We start from the raw sequence: 16692 nt of genomic DNA, 5'->3' as shown, positions 1-16692 counted from the left end.
ACCTGACGCTTTCTCACTAGCTGCTTTGCCACGTGTCGTTGGGCTGAGGCTCGGGGACAGCCAGCAGCTTACCCTTTGTAGCCTCGGGGTAAGCGCAGAGCGAGCGGTCCCGTCCCGCTGTCATCCCCTATTGTGCCGATGGCGGGGCTCGCCCGCGCGGGTGGTTTCCGGCCACCGCACGGGTGACACATAGCCAGATCACCGGCTCAGCCGGAAGAATGACCATCCGTCAGGCGCGGCGCGGTCCGCGCGCGTGCCCCGGCCGGAGGTGGTGAGAGCACTGCGCAGGTCGGTGGCCGTTCCGGTGGTCGTGATCGGACTCGTCCTCGGGTTCGTGGCCTTCCTGGTCGTGGGCGTCTTCGTCGCCGCGGGCTCGATCCTGGGCCGGAGCGGCGGGGGAGACCTGTCCGACACCGGTCTTGCCTCCCGGACCGTCCCCGCGCAGTACCGCGACCTCATAGAGCGCTGGGGTCACCTCTGTAACACCCTGTCACCGGCCATACTGGCGGCACAGCTGTACCAGGAGAGCGGTTTCTCGCCAACGGCGCGCAGCGGCGCCGGCGCCCAGGGCATCGCCCAGTTCATGCCCGCCACCTGGGCCGTCTACGGGATGGACGCCAACCACGACGGCAAGGCGGACATCTGGGACCCGCAGGACGCCATCCCCAGCGCCGCCCGCTACGACTGCGCGCTCGCCTCCTCGACGAAGAAGGTCGCCGGCGATCCGGTGGACAACATGCTGGCCGGTTACAACGCCGGCGCCTACCGGGTGATCTCCTCCGACGGGGTGCCGGCGATCTCCGAGACGCAGAACTACGTGCAGCGGATCCGCACCCTGGCGAAGGGCTTCGCCGCCCCGGTGTCCGGAAAGGGCAACCCGCTGCCCCAGCAGGTCGCCTTCTCCAACCAGGCGGCCGGTGCCATCTACTACGCGCAGAACAAGCTGGGCACCCCTTATCTGTGGGGCGGCACCGGCTCCTCCGCGCAGGGCGGCCGGTTCGACTGCTCGGGGCTGACGCAGGCCGCCTACGCCTCCGTCGGCATCACCCTGCCGCGGGTGGCGAACGCCCAGTGGTTCGCCGGGCCGCATCCCTCCCAGGACCAACTGCAGCCGGGCGACCTGGTGTTCTTCTCCAAGGACCCCAACAACCCGATCGCCATCCACCATGTGGGGATCTATGTGGGCGGCGGCTGGATGATCGACGCCCCGCACACCGGGGCCGTCATCCGCTTCGACAAGGTCTCCGCCGAGGGCGACTACTTCGGGGCGACGCGGGTCACCGCGCAGGGCGCGGCGGCGCTGCCGAAGACCGCGGCGGACGGATCCGTCCAGGCCGGGGGCGGCCAGCCCGCCGCCGGCGGGTGAGTGCGGGCCCGCGTACCGGTGCGTCACTAGTACGTCCGGCGGTCGCAAAGCTGCGGTTACCGATCGGAAATGGCCCGGGCGGGCCATGTGCCGAACGTTGCCTGCTCTCTACGCTGTGTGCGGGAGGTGTGGGACCGGTGGAGGATGTGCTGGCGCTGGACGAGATCGAGTTGGTCGGAGACGTGATGGCCGCGGCCGCGGCCGCCCCGGGCGACCGGCTGAGCGAGGCCGACCTCGACGCGGCGCTCGGCGTGCGCGGCGTCGCCCGCCCGCCCGCGCCCCGGCGCGCCCCGCCCTGCGAGCGGACGGCGGAACGGACAGCGGAGCGGACGGCCGAGCGCACTGCCGAGCGCGCCGCGGAACGGGCCGCCGAGCGCGTCGCCGCGCGGCTGCCCGCCGTCAGGTGCGCATGAGCCGGCCGATGGCGGCGGTGGCCTCCTTGACCTTCTCGTCCGCCTCCTGACCGCCCTTGGCGGTGGCCTCGGCGACGCAGTGCGCCAGGTGCTCCTCCAGCAGCTGCAGCGCGAACGACTGCAGCGCCTTGGTGCTCGCGGAGACCTGGGTGAGGATGTCGATGCAGTAGACGTCGTCGTCGACCATCCGCTGCAAGCCCCGGACCTGGCCCTCGATGCGGCGCAGCCGCTTCAGGTGCTCGTCCTTGTGTTTGGCGTACCCGTAGTGGTGCACCTCGACCGAAGAGTCGTCACTCACTGCCATGCACACATCGTCGCAGGTCGACCCGGCATGCGGAACGGTTTCCGGTGCCCGGGGACGTCCGACGTGATCGGCATTACGGTGAAAAGGGCCTGCTGATGAGCGGTCCAGGTGCATGGGGCCGAGATCCATCGGTCACACTGGTTCGCGGGATGCTCACCCGCTGGGTGTCCACCGGACACGTCCGGACCGCAGTTGTAACTTCGGAGACCGCCAGTGCGCTTTCGTCTGACCCCACGGGAGACGAGCTTCTACGACATGTTCGCCGCCTCGGCGGACAACCTGGTCGTGGGCAGCAAGCTCCTCACCGAACTCCTCGGCGCGGACCCCGACGCCCGTCCGGAGGTCGCCGAGAAGATGCGGGCGGCCGAGCACGCCGGGGACGAGTCGACCCACGCCATCTTCAGCAAGCTGAACCAGAGCTTCATCACCCCCTTCGACCGCGAGGACATCTACAACCTCGCCTCCTCCCTCGACGACGTCATGGACGCCATGGAGGAGGCCGTCGACCTGACGGTCCTCTACCAGGTCGAGGAGCTGCCGCCGGGCATGGACCGCCAGGTGGAGGTGCTGGTCCGGGCCGCCGAGCTCACCTCGGAGGCGATGCCGGGGCTGCGCTCGATGGACAACCTCTCGGAGTACTGGATCGAGGTCAACCGGCTGGAGAACGAGGCCGACCGGATCCACCGCAAGCTGCTGGCGCACCTGTTCAGCGGCAAGTACGAGGCCATCGAGGTGCTCAAGCTCAAGGAGATCGTGGACGCGCTCGAGGAGGCGGCCGACGCCTTCGAGCACGTCGCCAACACGGTCGAGTCCATCGTCGTCAAGGAGTCCTGACCGGTGGAGCTCACCGGACTGATCATCGTCGTCATCGTGGCGATGGTCTTCAACTACACCAACGGCTTCCACGACGCCGCGAACGCCATCGCCACCTCGGTCTCGACGCGGGCGCTGACCCCGCGTGTGGCGCTGGCGATGTCCGCGGTGATGAACCTGATCGGGGCCTTCCTCGGGGAGGGTGTGGCGAAGACCGTCGGCGACGGCCTGATCTCGCCGCCCTCGGGGACGCAGGGCCTGGTGATCGTGCTGGCCTCGCTGCTAGGCGCCATCACCTGGAACCTGATCACCTGGTACTTCGGGCTGCCGTCCTCCTCCTCGCACGCCCTGTTCGGCGGGATGGTGGGCGCGGCGCTGGCGGCCTCCACCACCGTGCACTGGCACGGCGTGCTGTGGAAGATCGTCATCCCGATGTTCGTCTCGGCGGCGATCGGCTTCCTCGTCGGCTACCTGCTGATGGTGGCGATCCTGTGGACGTTCCGCCGCTCCAACCCGCACAAGGTCAAGCGCGGCTTCCGGGTGGCGCAGACCGTCTCGGCGGCCGGCATGTCGCTCGGCCACGGCCTCCAGGACGCCCAGAAGACGATGGGCATCGTGGTGCTGGCGCTGACGGTGACGGGCTATCACCACGGCGACTCGATCCCCTGGTGGGTGACGGTGATGTGCGCCCTGGTGATGTCCGCGGGCACCTACGCCGGCGGCTGGCGCATCATGCGCACCCTGGGACGGAAGATCATCGAGCTGGACCCGCCATCCGGCTTCGCCGCCGAGGCGACTGCGTCGATGATCCTCTACGCGGCGGCGTTCCTCTTCAAGGCGCCGATCTCCACCACCCAGACCATCACCGCGGCGATCTGCGGCGTCGGCACCACCAAGCGGCTCTCCGCGGTGCGCTGGGGCCTGGCCGGGAACATCGTGGTCGCCTGGGTCGTCACCATGCCGGCCGCGGGCATCGTCAGCGCGGTCATGTACTGGATCGTGCACGCCCTCGTCGGCTAGCGTCGAATTCGTCGTCGAAGTCGAGAGCGACGTCGAGAGCGACGGCGAAGGCGGAAACCCTGGAGACAGGAGTGGAGCCGGGCCCGCCCTCCCCCAGAAGGCGGGGCCCGGCCCCGGTGCCCTGCGTGGTGGCACCGCCAAGCAGCACCACGCAGGAGTCTCGTTGAGGACCCGTCAGCCGAAGCGGCCGGATATGTAGTCCTCGGTGTCCTTGACGCCCGGGTTGGAGAAGATCTTCTCGGTGGCGTCCATCTCGATCAGGGTCCCGGGACGGCCCGGCCCCTCGAGGTTGAAGAAGGCGGTGCGGTCGCTCACCCGCGCCGCCTGCTGCATGTTGTGGGTGACGATGACGATGGTGAACCGCTCCTTGAGGCTCCCCATCAGGTCCTCGATGGCGAGCGTGGAGATCGGGTCCAGCGCCGAGCAGGGCTCGTCCATCAGCAGCACGGCGGGCTCCACGGCGATCGCGCGGGCGATGCACAGCCGCTGCTGCTGGCCGCCGGAGAGGCCGGCGCCCGGCTTCTTCAGCCGGCCCTTGACCTCTTCCCACAGGTTCGCGCCGCGCAGCGACTTCTCGACGACGTCGTCGAGGTCGGCCTTGCGGACGCCGTTGAGCTTCAGCCCGGCGGCGACGTTCTCGTACACCGACATCGTCGGGAACGGGTTGGGCCGCTGGAAGACCATGCCGACGGTGCGGCGCACCGCGACCGGGTCGACCTGCGGGGCGTAGAGGTCCTCGTCGTCCAGCAGCACCCGCCCGTCGACGCGGGCGCCCGGGATCACCTCGTGCATCCGGTTCAGGGTGCGCAGGAAGGTGGACTTGCCGCAGCCGGAGGGGCCGATGAAGGCGGTGACCGACCGGGGCTCCACGGTCATGGAGATCCCGGAGACGGCCTTGGTCTTGCCGTAGTAGGCGTCGAGGTTGTCGACGTCGATGCGCTTGGCCATGGCGGTGTCAGCCTCGTGCTTCTCTCTTGGTGGCGGTGGGTGGTTCGGGGGGCGGGCCGCCGCGGCGGCCCGAGGGGGGATTCAGCGGGAGTTCTTGGGGGCCTTGAGGCGGGCGAGGACCCGTGCCGCCACGTTCATCAGCATCACGATGATGATCAGCAGCAGGGCGCCGGCCCAGGCGCGCTCGGTGGAGAAGGTGTTGCCCTTGCCGTACTCCTCGAAGACGAAGAGCGGCAGCGACGACTGCGGACCGCTGAACGGGTCGTTGTTGATCCGGTCGTTGCCGAAGACCAGCAGCAGCACCGGGGCGGTCTCGCCGGCGACGCGGGCGATGGCCAGCATCACGCCGGTGGTGATGCCCGACAGCGCGGTCGGCAGCACCACCTTGAGGATGGTCCGCCAGCGCGGCACGCCGAGCGCCAGGCTCGCCTCGCGCAGCTCGTCGGGCACCAGCCGCAGCATGTCCTCGGTGGAGCGGACGACGACCGGCATCATCAGGATGGCCAGCGCCAGCGCCCCGGCGAAGCCGGAGTAGTTGAAGCCCAGCGTCAGCAGCCAGAAGGAGAGGATGAACAGGCCGGCGACGATGGACGGGATGCCCGTCATCACGTCCACGAAGAAGGTGATCGCCTTGGCGAGTTTGCCGCGCCCGTACTCCACCAGGTAGACGGCGGTCAGCAGGGCGACGGGCACCGAGATGAGCGTGGCGATGCCGACCTGCTCCAGGGTGCCGATCAGCGCGTGGTAGACGCCGCCGGTGTTGTCCAGCGCGCTCACGCCGTTCATGGAGTGCGTCAGGAAGTAGCCGTTGAGCTTCCCGGCGCCCTTGCTGATGGTGTACGCCAGCACGGCGACCAGCGGCACGAGGGCGAGCAGGAAGGAGGCGCCGACGAGGCTCAGCGCGAGCCGGTCGGTGGCCCTGCGGCGGCCCTCCACGGAGGCGGAGACGGCCCACTGGCCGACGACGAAGACCGCGGCGGCTATCAGCCCCCACTGCAGATGGCTCTTGAGGCCGGCGGCGGCCCCGATGCCGGAGCCGACGGCGGCGGCGACGACCAGGAACAGCCAGGGCGCCCAGCGGGGCAGCCGGCGCTGCGTCAGCCGGCGGACGGGCACGGCGGCCTCTCGGGGGAAGTCGTCCTGGGTGAGCTCGGCGGCGGACATCAGGCTGCGCTCCCTGCGAATTCCTTGCGGCGGGCCACGATCCACCGCGCGATGCCGTTGACGATCAGGGTGATGACGAAGAGGACGAGGCCGGACGCGATGAGCGCGTCCACGCCGACCGGGCGGGAGGCCTCGCCGAAGCCGTTGGCGATGTTCGCGGCGATCGTCGTCGAGGTGCCCGGGTCCAGCAGGTGCAGCGTCACGTTGAAGCCCTGGGAGATGACCATGGCGACGGCCATCGTCTCGCCGAGCGCCCGGCCGAGCGCGAGCATGGAGCCGGAGATGACGCCGGGGCGGCCGAACGGCAGCACCGCGGTGCGGATCATCTCCCAGCGGGTGGCGCCCAGCGCGAGGGCGGCCTCCTCGTGGGCGCGCGGGGTCTGGAGGAAGACCTCGCGGCTCATCGCGGTGATGATCGGCAGCACCATGATGGCGAGCACCACGCCCGCGGTGAACAGCGTCCGCGGATAGGCGCCGGGCTGGCTCTGGTTGAAGACCGGGACCCAGCCGAGGTAGCTGCCCAGCCAGGTGTGGATCCCCATCATCTTCGGGACCAGGAAGAGCGTGCCCCACAGGCCGTAGACGACCGACGGCACGGCCGCCAGCAGGTCGACGACCCAGCCGAGCAGCTGGGCGAGGCGGCGCGGCGCGTAGTGCGAGATGAACAGGGCCACACCCACGCCCACCGGCACGGCGATCACCATGGCGACGATCGAGCTGAGGACGGTGCCGACGACCAGGGCGGCGACACCGAAGACCGGCTTCAGGCCGTTGGGGTCCCAGCCGGCGGTGGTGAGGAAATTGCCCTGGTCGACCTTGATGGCGTTGATGCCGCGGTAGAGGAGGAACCCGGCGATCGCAGCGATCACGATCAGCAGCAGGATCCCGGCCCCTCGGGAGAGCCCGAGGAAGACGCGGTCGCCCGCGCGGCCGCCGCCGCGGCCCCGCAGCGAGGGGTGGTCGGGGGCCTCGGGACCCCCGGAGGGGGGCCCCGGGACCGAGCCAGGCGAAGCCTGACCACCGGGGGTGGTGGCCGGGCGACGGGTGGGCGGGGGAGGGGTCATGACGTGAACTCCGGTCCGTTTGCAGTGCGTTGGCGGTGCACCGGACGTTTACGGGTGCCTGGGGGTCAGCCCAGCTTGTCGATCTGGGCGGTGACCTTGTCGCTGATCGCGGAGGGCAGCGAGAGGTAGCCGAGCTGCGCGATGGACTGCTGGCCGGCGCTGCTCGCCGTGTACTTCAGGAAGGACTTCAGGGCCGGCAGGGTGGCCGCCTTGTTGCCCTTGTCGCAGACGATCTCGTAGGTGACGAGGGAGATCGGGTAGGCGCCGTCCGCCTTGGTGGCGTAGTCGAGGTGCAGGGCGAGGTCGCTGCCCTGGCCGACGACCTTGGCGGTGGAGATGGCCTTGGCGGCGGCGTCGGTGGAGACGGCCACCGGGGCGCTGGCGCCGGTGTTGATCTTCGCGGTCTGCAGCTGCGAGTTCTTGGCGTAGCTGAGCTCGAAGTAGGAGATCGAGCCCTGCACCTGCTTGACCTGCGCGGCGAGGCCGTCGGAGCCCTTGGCGCTCTGACCGGTCTTGGTGGGCCAGTCGGAGGTCTGCCCGAACTTCCAGGCGCCGGTGCCGGCGGCGTCGTTGAGGTAGCCGCTGAAGTTGTAGGTGGTGCCGGAGCCGTCCGAGCGGTGGAACGCCTGGATGGTGCTGCTCGGCAGCTTGGCGCCCGGGTTGAGCTTGGCGATCTCCGGGGCGTTCCACTTGGTGATGGAGCCCGAGAAGATGCCGGCGAGGGTCTTGGCGTCCAGCACCAGGTTGTCCACGCCCGGCAGGTTGTAGGCGATCGCGATGGGGCCGCCCACCATGGGCAGGTCGATCGCGGAGCCGCTGGAGCAGACCTTCTTCGACTGGGTGATCTCCGCGGCCTTCAGGGGCGCGTCGGAGCCGGCGAAGGTGGTCTTGCCGTCCAGGAAGTTCGTCCGGCCGGTGGAGGAGCCGCCGCCGCCGTAGTTGATCGTGGTGCCGGAGCAGGCCGCCTGGTAGTCCTTGATCCACTGGTCCATGGCGTTCTGCTGGGCGGTGGAGCCCGAGCCGAGCAGCTGGCCCTTGCCCGAGCCGCAGGCGATGCTGCCGGACGAGGAGGAGCTGGAGGCGCCGGCCTTGCTGCCGCCGCCCGAGTTGGTGTCGCTGCCGCAGGCGCTCAGCGCGAGGGCACCGGCCGCGGCGAGCGCGCCCAGGGCCATGACTCTCTTGCTGCGGCCGATCCGGTTGAGGTTCACTTCCGTCTTTGTCCCTTCTGACACCCCCTAGTCGCAGGGGCGGGCGTTCATCCGTTCACCGGTACGGCTGACGCTAGGGACGAGAGGTGACGCGTTCTCCGGCACAGGGTGAACGGGGGGTGAACCCTGCGCGACGTGCGTTGTCGCAGGTCAAGATGGGGTATTCGCCGTGGGGGTGCGGGAGCGCTGCCCACCGCCGGGTCGTTCGCGCGCGCTCGCGGAGTTCCTCGCGCCCCTAGAGGGGCGCGTGCGCCTCGTCGGCCAGCAGATGCGTTCCCGACAGGTGCAGCACCGTGACTCCGGCGTCCGGGATTTCGGGCTCCGCGCCCAACGACCGGGCCAGCGCCGCGAGTTCGCGGCGGCGGGCGACGACCGCGGTGGGGGTGCCGTCGGCGGCGAGGCGGCGGGCGGTTTCGGCCAGGTCCGCGGGGACGGTGGTGCCGGAGCCGTCCAGCGCCGCCGCCGCGCGCCCCGCCCGCGCGGTGCCGTCGGAGAGCACCGCCCACGCCCAGCCCGGCCCGGCCGCGAAGAGGTCCAGCAGCGCCGCCGCCCGCCGCGGCTCCGCCGAGCGGCGGACCAGGGCGACGGGGACGGTGGCCGCCGGCAGCGCCGCCAGCGCGTCCAGCACCGGCAGGTCGCGCGGGTGGGTGAGCGCGTCCCGGGCCTCGTCCATCGGCAGCCAGACCATCCGGTCCACCTCGTGGTTGGGCGCGAACTCCCCGTCCACCGACCGCCCCGCCCACCAGCGGACGTACTTCAACCGCCCGCAGTCCAGCGGGTATTCGACGGACGGCAGCGGCGGGCCGAGCCGCACCCGGTGCCCGGTCTCCTCCTCGACCTCGCGCGCCGCCGTCTCCGGCGGCTCCTCGCCCGGCTCAGCCTTGCCCTTGGGCAGCGACCAGTCGTCGTACTTGGGGCGGTGGATCACCGCCACCTCGCGTCCGCCGCCGGGTGCGGGCCGCCACAGCACCGCCCCGGCGGCGAGCACCGGCTCAGTCGTCGCCGAGCCCATGGCTGCGCTTCTTCCGGGTGGCGATCAGCACCTCCTGCGGGTGCTGCAGCCGGTTGCCCTGCGCGTCGCGGCTGCGCCGCGTCCAGGTGCCGTCGCCGTCCAGGTGCCAGGACTCGCTCTCCTGCGACAGCCCCAGGTCCAGCAGGGCGGTGAGGCCCGCGACATGGCCGGGGTCGGTGACCCGCACCAGCGCCTCGATCCGGCGGTCCAGGTTGCGGTGCATCATGTCGGCGCTGCCGATCCACACCTCCGGCTCGCCGCCGTTGGCGAAGTGGAAGATCCGGGAGTGCTCCAGGAACCGGCCCAGCACCGAGCGGACCACGATGTTCTCCGACAGCTCCGGGACGCCCGGCCGCAGCGCGCAGATGCCGCGGATCCACAGCTCCACCGGCACCCCGGCGCGGGAGGCCGCGTAGAGGCTGTCGATGATCTGCTCGTCCACCAGCGAGTTGAGCTTGAGGCGCACCCGGGCCTCGCGGCCCTCCCGGTGGTGCTCGATCTCCCGCTCGACGCGCTCGATGAGCCCGTCCCGCAGGTTCTTCGGCGCCGTCAGCAGCCGGCGGTAGCCGTCGATCCGCGAGTAGCCGGAGAGCCGGTTGAAGAGGTCGGAGAGGTCGGCGCCGACCTCCGAGTCGGAGGTGAGCAGCCCCAGGTCCTCGTAGAGGCGGGCCGTCTTGGGGTGGTAGTTGCCGGTGCCGATGTGCGAGTAGCGGCGCAGCCGGTCGCCCTCCTGGCGCACCACCAGCAGCAGCTTGCTGTGCGTCTTCAGCCCGACGAGGCCGTAGACGACGTGGCAGCCGGCCTTCTCCAGCTTCCGCGCCCAGGAGATGTTGGCCTGCTCGTCGAAGCGGGCCTTGATCTCCACCAGGACGAGGACCTGCTTGCCCGCCTCGGCGGCGTCTATCAGCGCGTCGACGATCGGCGAGTCGCCGCTGGTGCGGTAGAGCGTCTGCTTGATCGCGAGCACGTCGGGGTCGGCGGCGGCCTGCTCCACGAACGCCTGCACCGAGGTGGAGAAGGAGTCGTAGGGGTGGTGCAGCAGGATGTCCCGCTCCCGCATGGCGGCGAAGATGTCCGGCGCGCTGGCCGACTCCATCTCGCTGAGGTCGCGGTGCACCCCGGCGACGAACCGCTCGTAGCGCAGCTCGGGGCGGTCCAGGTCGGCGATGCCGTTGAGGCCCGTCAGGTCGAGCGGGCCGGGCAGCGCGTACACCTCGTCCGGGGTGATGTTGAGCTCGCGCACCAGCAGGTCCAGGACGTAGGGGTCGATGGACTCCTCGACCTCCAGCCGCACCGGCGGCCCGAAGCGGCGCCGCAGCAGCTCCTGTTCGAGCGCCTGGAGCAGGTTCTCGGTGTCGTCCTCCTCCACCTCCAGGTCCTCGTTGCGGGTTACCCGGAAGGTGTGGTGGGCGAGGACGTCCATGCCCGGGAAGAGGTCGCCCAGATGGGCGGCGATGACGTCCTCCAGCGGGACGTACCGCCCCGGCGAGGCCTCGGCGAACCGGGCCAGCAGCGGCGGCACCTTCACCCGGGCGAAGTGCCGGTGGCCGGAGGTGGGGTTGCGCACCACCACGGCCAGGTTCAGCGACAGCCCGGAGATGTACGGGAAGGGGTGGGCCGGGTCGACGGCCAGCGGGGTGAGCACCGGGAAGATCCGGGTGTGGAAGAGCCGGCGCAGCCGGTCCTGCTCCCCGGACGCCAGGTCGCCCCAGCGCACCAGTTCGATGCCCTCCTCGACGAGCGCCGGCAGCACATCGCCGTGGAAGCAGGCGGCGTGCCGCTTCATCAGCTCCCGGCTGCTCTCCCAGATCAGCTGGAGCACCTCGCGGGGCTGCAGCCCGCTGGAGGCGCGCTGCGCGACCCCGGTGGCGATCCGGCGCTTGAGGCCGGCCACGCGCACCATGAAGAACTCGTCGAGGTTGCTGGCGAAGATGGCGAGGAAGCGGGCCCGCTCCAGCAGCGGCGTGTCGGGGTCCTCGGCGAGCTCCAGGACCCGCTCGTTGAAGGCGAGCCAGCTGCGCTCGCGGTCCAGGAAGCGGTCGGCCGGCAGGGGCTCGCCGGCCTCCTCCCCTTCGGCTCCCTCGGCGGCGCGGGCCGCCGTGTCGGGCTGCACCGCGGTCGCGCCGGACGACGGCCCGGCGGCCGGGACGGCGTCGCCGTCCGGTTCCGGATCGCCGGCGCGGCGCTCGGCCGGACGGGCAGGGGCGGCGGCCAGCCGCAGGTGGCGGCGGCCCTCGGCGGGCGGTGGGGGTATGGCGGAGGACACCGGGCGACCCTCCCATGCGACGGTGAACGGTTGATGGCCATCGAGTGACGGGGCGAGGCCGCGGGGCGCGCCGAGCAGGGGATCCGCGGGCCCCGGCAGCCGCCTGAGGAGGCCGCGCCGACCCGCGAGGGCGGGGGGCGCGACCTCCGGCCGCCAGGCAGAGCCGATGATATCCAGGCAAAACTGGAAAATCCGCAGGTACTGGGCTGGACCCATACCGCCGCCGCCTCTCGTGCTCCGGACGAAACACCGCACACACCGCTCACACCCGTGCACCACGTCCGGACGCGCCCTCGGCGCGTCCGGTCTCCCCCGTGGTCCTCCGTGTCCCCCGAAGCCTTGAGGCGGGGTCAGGCCCCGCGGTACATCAGATCCACCTCGTGGACGGAGAAGCCGAGCCGCTCGTAGACGCGCACGGCCGCCCGGTTCTCCTCGTCCACGTACAGCAGTACCCCGGGAAGGCCGCGGTCGGCCAGATGTCGTACGCCGATGTCGGTCAGCGCCTTGCCCAGACCGCTGCCCTGCTCGCCCGGCGCGACCCCCACGACGTACACCTCGCCGAGGTTCTCCTCGGGGTGCGTCTTCGTCCAGTGGAAGCCGACCGCCCGCGGGCCGCCGCCCTCCGGGGCGAGCCGCTCGGCGAGGAAGAAGCCCTTGGGGTCGAACCACGGCTCGGCGAGGCGGGCGTCGAGGTCCTCGCGGGTCCAGGAGCCCTGCTCGGGGTGGTGGGCGAAGGCGGCGGCGTTCAGCGCCAGCCACGCCTCCTCGTCCCGGCCCGGCTCGAAGGTGCGGACGGTGACGCCCTCCGGGAGCGGCACCGGCGAGGGGCCGCCGTCCTCCGGGGTGAGCGGGCGCCGCATCTGGCGCAGCTCGCGGACGGGCACCAGGCCGGCCTTGGCGGCCAGCGCGCGGGCGGCGGGCAGGCCGCCGTGCGCCCACACCAGGAACCCGGACGGGCCGGCCGCGGCGCGCACGGCGTCCAGCAGCGCGGTGCCGAGGCCGGCGCGGCGGTGGACGGGGTCGACGGTCAGCTCGGCGGCGGGGGCGGCGCCCTCGGCGGACGGGTCCTCCGGAGGGGTGAGCTGGGCGTAGCCGGCGATCACCGGCTCGCCGTCCGGGCCGGCGGCGGTGGCGACGAGATGGACGGGGCCCTCGCGGTGGTCGCGCAGCAGCAGGCGGCCCTGCTCGGAGACCGGCGCGACCCCGTCCGCCACCCGGGCGCGCTCGATGAGCGCGCGGATCTGCTCGGCGGCGCGGGGGGCGGGGCGGTCGATCCGTTCGAGGGCGAAGTCCATGAACCGACCATAGTCGCGGCCGCGTGAGGACAACATGTCAGCGGCATGAACTGTTCCGCTTCCGGCCGCGGGCGGCGCCCCCGCCCAGGGCGGGGGCGGGGGGCACGGCGGCGGCTCAGGAGAGCCGGTAGAGCGTCGTCCCGGCGACGTCCACCTTCGTGCCGTGCGCCTGCACCCACGCGTCGACCGACGCGTTCCCGCCCCGGCCGCCACCGAGCTCCACATAGCGCAGCTCCCCGGACCGCGCCAGCTCCGCCATCCGCGAAGCGGTCATCGCGGAGTCGGACCCCGTGAAGCCGAACATCGAGACCACCGGCTGGTGCGTGCTCAGGATCAGCTGCGCCGCCTGCTGCGAGGTGCCGACCGCGAGGATCCACCGCGCTCCGTCCCGATGCTCCGTCAGGTACTTCACCACCGCGGCGCTCACCGTCCCGCCGTCCCGCCCGCCGCCGAAGCCGCCGCCGAACGCGCCCCCGCCGAACGCGCCCCCGCCGAACCGCCGCCCTGCCCGGGCCTGCGTCTGCGCCCGTGCCTGTGCCTGTGCCTGTGCCGACCGGGACGTCCCCGCCCCCGGCCGGTTCCCGATCCGGATGCCGCCCCCGGCGAAGCCGCCCCGTCCGGTGGCCGGACCCGCCAGCGGGTTGGAGCCGCCCTGCCCGGACGTCGCGGTGGAGCCGGCCGCGTCCACCGCGTACGCCGCCGGGCCCAGCAGCGTCGCCGCCAGCCCGACCGCCGCGCCCGCCAGGATCATGCGGCGCCGCGGCCGCCCGGCGAGCACGCCCACCGTCCCGACCACCGCCAGCAGCGCCACCGCCGGGGTGAGCCACGGCTGCCAGTCGGGGGTGCGCTGCAGCACCACGATCGCCCAGGCCGCCGTCGCCAGCAGCCCCGCCACCGTCACCAGCGCCCAGAGCAGCGACGCCCGGCAGGCCCTGACGAGCAGTCGGCCGCCGATCGCCACCGTTCCGGCGATGCCCGGGGCCAGCAGCGTCGTGTAGTAGGGGTGCATCGTGCCGTTCATGAAGCTGAAGACGGCGAAGCCGAGGACCGTCCAGCCGCCGCAGGCGATCAGCGCGCCGCGCTGCGTTGCCGTCCGGGCGGTGGTGGCGTGCCGGCCGAGCAGGACCAGCCCGCCCACCAGGCAGACCGCGGCGAGCGGCAGCAGCCAGGAGATCTGGCCGCCCAGCGTCTGCTCGAACATCCGGCCGAGGCCGGAGCCGCCGCCGAAGGCGCCCCCGCCCCCGCCGCCGTGGAACCCCTTTCCGCCGCCCGGGAAGTGACGGGCCGTCGAGCCGGCCGCCGACCTCGCCGCCGAGCCCGCCGCCGGGCCCCCGCCGAAGCCGCCGCCCCGGCCGCCCGTCAGCGAGCCGCCGACGCCCCGGCCCAGCACCCGGCTCAGGCCGTTGTAGCCGATCACCAGGTTCCAGGCGCTGTTGGTCGCCCCGCTGCCGCCGATGTAGGGGCGGGACGCGGCCGGCGTCAGGTCCACCGCGAACGGCCACCAGAACCCGGCGACCACCAGCGCGCCGCCCGCCGCCAGCATCTGCCGCACCCGCCGCCACCAGCCGCCCGGCCCGGCGTACAGGTACGCCCCCACCAGCGCCGGCAGCGGCACGAACGCCTGCAGCATCTTGGCCAGGAAGGCCAGCCCGAAGAACGCCCCGAAGAGCAGCGCCCAGCGCCACCGGCCGTCCTCGAAGAGCCGGACCAGCGCCCACAGCCCGCAGACCGTCAGGAACATCATCAGCGGGTCCGGGTTGTTGTCCCGGGTGATCGCCACGGTGATCGGGGTGAGCGCCAGCACCAGCGCCGCCACCAAGCCGGCCCGCCGTCCGAACGCCCTGCGCACCGCGCCGTGCAGCACGGCGACCGAGCCGACGCCGGCCAGCACCGAGGGCAGCACCATCTGCCAGGTGCCCATCCCGAAGACCCGGACGGAGAGGCCCTGCGCCATCGTCGACAAGGGGGGCTTGTCGACGGTGATGAAGCTCGCCGGGTCGAGCGAGCCGTAGAACCACGCCTTCCAGCTGTGCGCGGCGCTGTAGGCGGCCGCGGAGTAGAAGGAGTTGGTCGCGGCGTGGGGCAGGCCCCAGCCGTAGAGGGCGGCGGCCAGTACCAGGATCGCCCCGAGGGCGGGGCGGGTCCACGGCGCGTCGCCGGCGGCGGTGGACGCCTCCTCGGCGGCGGGCCCGCTGGTGCGGGAGCCGACGGGGGCGGCCCAGGTCTCACTCACGTTCAGCACTCCGGTGTTCCGGGAGAGTTCGGGAGCGCAGGCAGGTGCGGTCGGGGGTGCCGGTGGGCGAGTGGCCGGGGGATCACGGGCAGCCGCTCGTCCACCGACAGCAAGGTCCCGGCACGCGATGGGAACGGGGTGAGGCGGACCTTAACGTTTCCTGAGAATGGCCCGCGCCCGCGGCCGCACCCCCGCTGAGCGGGGACGCGGCCGCGGGCGCGCCGGACGGTCCGTCAGCCGAGCCGGTAGAGCGCGGAGCCGGTGGAGCCGCTCGTACCGCTGCTGCTCGAGCTCCCGCCGTAGGCGGAGGCCGGGACCTTGGTGCCGTGCTTCTTCACCCAGGCGTCGACGGCGCTGGTGCCGCTGCCGCCGCCCATGCCCATGCCGTCGCCGACGACGATGTACTTCAGCTTCCCCTCCTTGACGAGGGTCTGCAGCTTGCTCACCGTCATCGCGGCGTCGGAGCCGGTGAAGCCGCTCATCGAGGCGACCGGGCGGCCCGTCTGGAGGATCAGCTGGGCGGCGGACTGCGCGTTGGAGACGGCCACCAGCCAGGTCGCCGAGCCCTGGTGCTGCTCCAGGTACTTCACCATCGCGGAGGAGAGGCTGCCGCCCATCCCGCCGCCGCCGAAGCCGCCGCGTCCCGTCCGGCCGGACTGCCCCGTGCCGGACTGCCCCGAGCCGCCCGAGGCCTCCGAGCCGCCCTGGGACGGGGCGCCGCCGCCCTGCGAGCCGGACGGCGCACCGCCGGGGGCGCCGCCGGGCGCCCCGCCCTCGCCGGAGCCGCCGGGTGCCCCGCCGGGCATCCCGCCGCCGCCCGGCATGCCGCCGGTGCCGCCGCCCGCTTCGGACCCGGAGCCCGAGCCCGGCTGGGAACCCGTCCCCGTTCCGCCGCCCGCCTCGGCGCCCGGCATGCCGCCGCGCGAGCCCGAACCGCCCGGGAAGCCGCCCCCGCCGAAGCCGGAGGAACTGCTCGGCCCGGCCGTCGGGTTGACGCCGCCCATCCCGCCCGCCGACGAGGAGAACGCCGAGTCCGCCGCATACGCCGTCGGCGCGATCAGCACCGCGCTCAGCCCCAGCGCCGCCCCGGCCAGCAGCATCCGCCCGCCCGTCGGCCGACCACCACCCCGCATCGACGGGCTCCGCCCGGCCCGATCTGTCTGCGGCCGTCCCATCAGCACCCCCACGACGGCCACCAGCGCCAGCAGCCCCACCGCCGGCGACAGCCACGGCTGCCAGTCCGAGGTGCGCTGCAGCACCACGATCGCCCAGGCCGCCGTCGCCACCAGCCCCGCCGAGAGCACCAGCGCCCAGGTCAGCGACTCCCGTGCCGCCTTGACGAGCAGCCAGCCGCCGATCCCGACGACGCCCGCGATGCCCGGTGCCAGCGCGATCGTGTAGTAGGGGTGCATCGTCCCACTCATAAAGCTGAAGGCGACGAAGTGGATCACCGTCCAACCGCCGAAGACCAGCAGCGCGGCCCGCACCAGGCTGGTGCGCGGCGCCGTGGCATGCCGACCCAGCAGGACGAGCCCGCCCACCAGGCACACCGCGGTCAGCGGCAGCAGCCAGGAGATCTGGCCGCC

General features: G+C 72.6%; 14 protein-coding genes. 4 read left to right on the top strand and 10 right to left on the bottom strand.

What is annotated here, in order from left to right; translation table 11 throughout:
• Positions 1–271 precede the first annotated feature (271 nt).
• Complete coding sequence (locus tag BIV57_RS14145; protein WP_245797662.1) at positions 272–1366, top strand: C40 family peptidase; 1095 nt, start codon at positions 272–274, stop codon at positions 1364–1366.
• 137 nt (positions 1367–1503) lie between these two features.
• The gene (locus BIV57_RS25195; protein ID WP_071657144.1) at positions 1504–1779 is read left to right on the top strand and encodes a hypothetical protein; all 276 of its coding nucleotides are present in this window, start codon (positions 1504–1506) and stop codon (positions 1777–1779) included.
• Here BIV57_RS25195 and BIV57_RS14135 read toward each other — a convergent pair.
• Positions 1766–2083, bottom strand: coding sequence for a metal-sensitive transcriptional regulator (locus BIV57_RS14135; RefSeq protein ID WP_071657143.1), 318 nt, complete (start codon positions 2081–2083; stop codon positions 1766–1768). The genes BIV57_RS25195 and BIV57_RS14135 overlap by 14 nt on opposite strands.
• A 213-nt stretch (positions 2084–2296) precedes the next feature.
• On the opposite strand from BIV57_RS14135, the gene BIV57_RS14130 reads away from it, so the two are divergent.
• Both BIV57_RS14130 and BIV57_RS14125 read left to right on the top strand, forming a co-directional pair.
• Entirely contained in the window at positions 2297–2917 is a 621-nt protein-coding gene (locus BIV57_RS14130; RefSeq protein WP_071657142.1) for a DUF47 domain-containing protein, read from the top strand.
• Between the two features lie 3 nt (positions 2918–2920).
• Positions 2921–3916 carry an inorganic phosphate transporter gene (locus tag BIV57_RS14125; protein ID WP_071657141.1) on the top strand — a complete coding sequence of 332 codons (996 nt, stop codon included), beginning with the start codon at positions 2921–2923 and terminating at the stop codon, positions 3914–3916.
• A 174-nt stretch (positions 3917–4090) separates the two neighbouring features.
• Here BIV57_RS14125 and pstB read toward each other — a convergent pair whose 3' ends face one another.
• The 9 genes from pstB to BIV57_RS26440 form a co-directional block, all read right to left on the bottom strand.
• Entirely contained in the window at positions 4091–4864 is a 774-nt protein-coding gene (gene pstB, locus BIV57_RS14120) for a phosphate ABC transporter ATP-binding protein PstB (RefSeq protein ID WP_071657140.1), read from the bottom strand.
• Positions 4865–4945: 81 nt separating this feature from the next.
• On the bottom strand, positions 4946–6028 hold the full coding sequence (gene pstA / locus BIV57_RS14115) for a phosphate ABC transporter permease PstA (RefSeq protein WP_071657139.1): 1083 nt from the start codon (positions 6026–6028) through the stop codon (positions 4946–4948).
• On the bottom strand, positions 6028–7092 hold the full coding sequence (pstC, locus tag BIV57_RS14110) for a phosphate ABC transporter permease subunit PstC (RefSeq protein ID WP_079170317.1): 1065 nt from the start codon (positions 7090–7092) through the stop codon (positions 6028–6030). Before pstC ends, pstA begins: the two co-directional genes overlap by 1 nt.
• 65 nt (positions 7093–7157) lie before the next feature.
• Entirely contained in the window at positions 7158–8300 is a 1143-nt protein-coding gene (pstS, locus tag BIV57_RS14105) for a phosphate ABC transporter substrate-binding protein PstS (protein WP_419185711.1), read from the bottom strand.
• A 235-nt stretch (positions 8301–8535) separates the two neighbouring features.
• Positions 8536–9312, bottom strand: coding sequence for an NUDIX hydrolase (locus tag BIV57_RS26640; RefSeq protein ID WP_071657138.1), 777 nt, complete (start codon positions 9310–9312; stop codon positions 8536–8538).
• A complete protein-coding gene (locus BIV57_RS14095; RefSeq protein WP_245797661.1) occupies positions 9293–11578 on the bottom strand; it encodes an RNA degradosome polyphosphate kinase in 2286 nt (761 codons plus the stop codon). Before BIV57_RS14095 ends, BIV57_RS26640 begins: the two co-directional genes overlap by 20 nt.
• 350 nt (positions 11579–11928) lie before the next feature.
• On the bottom strand, positions 11929–12873 hold the full coding sequence (gene mshD, locus BIV57_RS14090; RefSeq protein WP_071657137.1) for a mycothiol synthase: 945 nt from the start codon (positions 12871–12873) through the stop codon (positions 11929–11931).
• A 115-nt stretch (positions 12874–12988) separates the two neighbouring features.
• Positions 12989–15106, bottom strand: coding sequence for an ArnT family glycosyltransferase (locus BIV57_RS14085; RefSeq protein ID WP_139275667.1), 2118 nt, complete (start codon positions 15104–15106; stop codon positions 12989–12991).
• A gap of 233 nt (positions 15107–15339) precedes the next feature.
• Positions 15340–16692: mannosyltransferase YkcB-related protein (locus BIV57_RS26440; protein WP_473234604.1), on the bottom strand; the 1353-nt coding region annotated here is incomplete at its 5' end.

Origin of the sequence: Mangrovactinospora gilvigrisea (assembly GCF_001879105.1) — a bacterium.
Lineage (GTDB): Bacteria > Actinomycetota > Actinomycetes > Streptomycetales > Streptomycetaceae > Mangrovactinospora > Mangrovactinospora gilvigrisea.
The sequence above is the reverse complement of the archived record's forward strand: the minus strand, read 5'-3'. Positions and strand labels throughout refer to the sequence as shown.

Excerpts from the sequence above, each read along its gene's own strand:
- BIV57_RS14135 (WP_071657143.1), bottom strand. The coding sequence starts at position 2,083 with ATGGCAGTGAGTGACGACTCTTCGGTCGAGGTGCACCACTACGGGTAC.
- pstB (WP_071657140.1), bottom strand. The coding sequence starts at position 4,864 with ATGGCCAAGCGCATCGACGTCGACAACCTCGACGCCTACTACGGCAAG.
- pstA (WP_071657139.1), bottom strand. The coding sequence starts at position 6,028 with ATGTCCGCCGCCGAGCTCACCCAGGACGACTTCCCCCGAGAGGCCGCC.
- pstC (WP_079170317.1), bottom strand. The coding sequence starts at position 7,092 with ATGACCCCTCCCCCGCCCACCCGTCGCCCGGCCACCACCCCCGGTGGT.
- BIV57_RS26640 (WP_071657138.1), bottom strand. The coding sequence starts at position 9,312 with ATGGGCTCGGCGACGACTGAGCCGGTGCTCGCCGCCGGGGCGGTGCTG.
- mshD (WP_071657137.1), bottom strand. The coding sequence starts at position 12,873 with ATGGACTTCGCCCTCGAACGGATCGACCGCCCCGCCCCCCGCGCCGCC.